Origin of the sequence: Paraburkholderia humisilvae (assembly GCF_902859855.1) — a bacterium.
Taxonomy (GTDB): Bacteria; Pseudomonadota; Gammaproteobacteria; order Burkholderiales; family Burkholderiaceae; genus Paraburkholderia; species Paraburkholderia humisilvae.
In genome coordinates this window covers 1-3,010 of sequence record NZ_CADIKH010000230.1, presented here as the reverse complement: position 1 = coordinate 3,010, position 3,010 = coordinate 1, and the positions used below count along the sequence as shown (strand labels likewise).

Below are 3,010 nucleotides of genomic sequence, written 5' to 3'. Positions count from 1 at the left end.
ATCCAGCATGCACCGGTAGGTTACGATTGACGGAACAATCGGTTTCCTTCCTGGCCGCAGCCAGGTGAAACAATCCTCTACGCGACTTCACGTCGCACTGACACAGTAAGACTAACAGTCTTTGACAAAAGAGCGCGTTACACAGGATAAGCTGTTTTCAGCAGTACCCTAAAAATTCAACCCAAATAGGTGAAATCATGTCATTGACTGTTCAAAATCAATCCCGCCCGCAGAATGTTTCAGGTAACACGGCATTCGATAGCCTGCACACTGATGCCAAAACGAAAGCGCATGCGAATTCCCACGGCGAGAAGGCGCTGCGTAATTAGGGTGACTTGTCCGACGCAATGCTGAAGAGCATGAATCCCTGCGGCAACGTGGTGTGCACCTGTTCGTCGAAGGCGGGCGGCGCGACTGTGCAAGCGGCGGGGGCAGTGGCGGATCAGCAGACGGGCAATAGCTCCGTCGCGCTCCAGGGGTAAATAATTACGTAGTACGAGTAACGTATTTCGGGCGAGCCACGGCGCATACGATGCTGGTTGGGCCGGCTGCGCGGGAGGTGTCCGCGCGCCACCCACGGCGCGTGTTCTTCGGCCTGTGCGCACTGCTGTTTGTTGTGAGCGCCGCGCTGACAGTCGTCGTATGCATGCCGATGTCGGCGGGCAGCGAAATGCCGATGCCCGGCGGCTGGTCCATGTCAATGGCCTGGTCGAGGATGAGCGGACAGAGCTGGCCGCATGTGGCCGCATCATTCACCGGCATGTGGGCGTTGATGATGCCGTCGATCACGCCGATACTATGGCGCTGCCACGAGAGCCTTAGCCGGCCGGGCAGCGCGCGAGCGGGGCTGTTGACCGTGTGTGTCGGAGTCGGCTACTTCTAGCGATGGCGCACATACCATGCTCTTGAACCCGCGTTGCACCAGTCGACTGTATAGTCTGTAGCCGCTCGGGCCAGCCTCATAAACCATACGCACGTGTGACGCCTTTGACTGCAGCCGCTTGCACAGCCGATCGATCTCCGTTTGAGTTGTGCCGATCTTGCTAGGTGATTCGACCTCGCCTGCGTCGATCGCATACGCGACCGTAATCGATTCCTTATGCACATCCAACCCAACGTACACCGTGCTATCGTCCTTCATGCTGGGCTCCGTGGTGGAAATCGCCGGGCGCGGCTCTGTCCACCCCGTGGGGCTCTGGCAGCGATGCTAACCCGCGTTTGCTTCCCCGCGGCAGGCCAGCCCCCGCCTCATGGAAAATCATACTGTCTTAAAAAATCTCAGAAAACTGGCGAAACGAGCGAGGCCACTTCTGCGGATGATGGTTTCATTCGCCGCTACGGACGGTGTGAGAAGGGCTGTTAGCACGAGACGATTTCATCATGCTGTAAGGAAAAGGTTCTGACAATTCGAATGTAGGGTGTGCGAGGGGGCTGGCGCGCCCGGTATCAGAAACACCCCCAGTCGCGCTGAAATCGTAGCCGACCCCGAAGTCGTGGCAGCCGCGTCACTTTCGCGCGAGAGCTGGCGGTTGCGGGGCCCCGGTGGCGATGAATGCAATGAAGTTGCAATATGCGGCTGTCGCCATACTTTTTGCGGATCCCAATCACATGATAAGACAGCTTTCCGGACTCGATACTACCGGTGTTGCCACCAATGGTGCGGCGCGTGACGCCTACGACGCGGGTGACAATGGCGCCGCTGGCTGCGACGCCACCGCGCGCGACACCGATGTTTCTTTCGGCAGCAAACGGAACTTTGCAGGGCGGTCACCTTACGTGGGAGCGGGTTTGCAAACGCCGGTCTCCAGTCCCCGGCCAGCTTCTCCGGCGCCCCTGGACGCGTTGTCGCCTTGCCCTCGCCCTGACCCGTCGTCCAGCGGCCAGTCGTGTGATCTGGCCAGAAAGGCGCTTGTGGACCATGCTCACTCGCAGCAGGCGCTGGAACAGTGGGCTCCTGCATTCGATGTGGCGGTGATGGCAGACATCCAGAGAAGAGCCTTGAACCTTCGCTACGCCCGAACTTTTGAGCAGAATCACCTTAGCCCTCTCACTTCAGGGACTTACATAACCAGAGCCGGATTTACTGCAAGCCAGCAAGTTTATGCGGAACAGAAGTACGCCAACGAAGACTGGAGCCGGTTGGTCAACGATGACAATCCCTGATCACGACGTATCCGAGCCTGGTCATGGAGCGGCTGATGTATCTGCCGGGTGCGGAGGAGCATGAAAAGGCCTCTTGCAGCGGCCGTCTGACGAGCGGACCGGACGGTTCGGACGAGACTTCGGCTGACAATATCGAGCTGATGCGCCTGTTTTACCAAGCCTACCCAACTGGCGAGATTTCCGAATCCGCGGTTCGGAAATCAGGTGCGCGGGCAGTGGCCGCGAATCCGAATCGCCGATTCGGAAATTCTCGCTCTCGCAGCTGGCCGAGCGTTTCCCGATCTCCAGGACCCACTACGTTCGGTTGATGCGACGGGATGCGCTCACCTGAAGAAAGGCGCTTTTATGAAGCCGAGGCGGATGGAGTGTGCGGCAGCTTGAGCGACAGATCGACAGTCGGTTCTACGCCCGCACGTTATTGTCCAAATACAAACGCACGATGCTCGAAAAAGGCGGCATCGCGCACACCACCGACGTTGTGTCGCACGAGCGGCAATCAAGGAACCGTATGACCTCGAGTTTCTCGACCTGAAAGACGGAATGACGAATAGTCCGAGAGCGAACGAGGGGACGCGTGATTCACCGACTGGAGGACTTGCTGCTCGAACTGGGCGGCGACTTCGCGTTCGTGGGACGGCAACGACGGTTGCGTATCGGTGACAGTCGGTTTTGAGCAGACCTGCTATTTTTTCACCCGCGATTGCGATCCTTCGTTATCGTTGATCTGAAGCTAACCAAACTATTGACCTTTCCATAAATCATGACGTCACCACAAGGTTGCCTGAATCCAGCACGCGGCGATGATCGAAGGTCGGTGCTGAGCGCTTTTGAGCTTGTTGCGAGCGAC

At 58.1% G+C, this 3,010-nt stretch carries 3 protein-coding genes; all 3 read left to right on the top strand.

Annotated elements, in window-relative coordinates:
- Positions 1 to 532 precede the first annotated feature (532 nt).
- The 3 genes from HV796_RS41235 to HV796_RS41225 all read left to right on the top strand — a co-directional run bounded on the left by HV796_RS41235 (position 533) and on the right by HV796_RS41225 (position 2,836).
- Positions 533 to 883, top strand: coding sequence for a hypothetical protein (locus HV796_RS41235; RefSeq protein ID WP_175233413.1), 351 nt, complete (start codon positions 533 to 535; stop codon positions 881 to 883).
- A gap of 665 nt (positions 884 to 1,548) precedes the next feature.
- Entirely contained in the window at positions 1,549 to 2,163 is a 615-nt protein-coding gene (locus HV796_RS41230; RefSeq protein ID WP_217478215.1) for a hypothetical protein, read from the top strand.
- A 574-nt stretch (positions 2,164 to 2,737) separates the two neighbouring features.
- Positions 2,738 to 2,836 carry a PDDEXK nuclease domain-containing protein gene (locus HV796_RS41225; RefSeq protein ID WP_175233411.1) on the top strand — a complete coding sequence of 33 codons (99 nt, stop codon included), beginning with the start codon at positions 2,738 to 2,740 and terminating at the stop codon, positions 2,834 to 2,836.
- Positions 2,837 to 3,010: the final 174 nt, after the last annotated feature.

Excerpts from the sequence above, each read along its gene's own strand:
- HV796_RS41235 (WP_175233413.1), top strand. The coding sequence starts at position 533 with ATGCTGGTTGGGCCGGCTGCGCGGGAGGTGTCCGCGCGCCACCCACGG.
- HV796_RS41230 (WP_217478215.1), top strand. The coding sequence starts at position 1,549 with ATGAATGCAATGAAGTTGCAATATGCGGCTGTCGCCATACTTTTTGCG.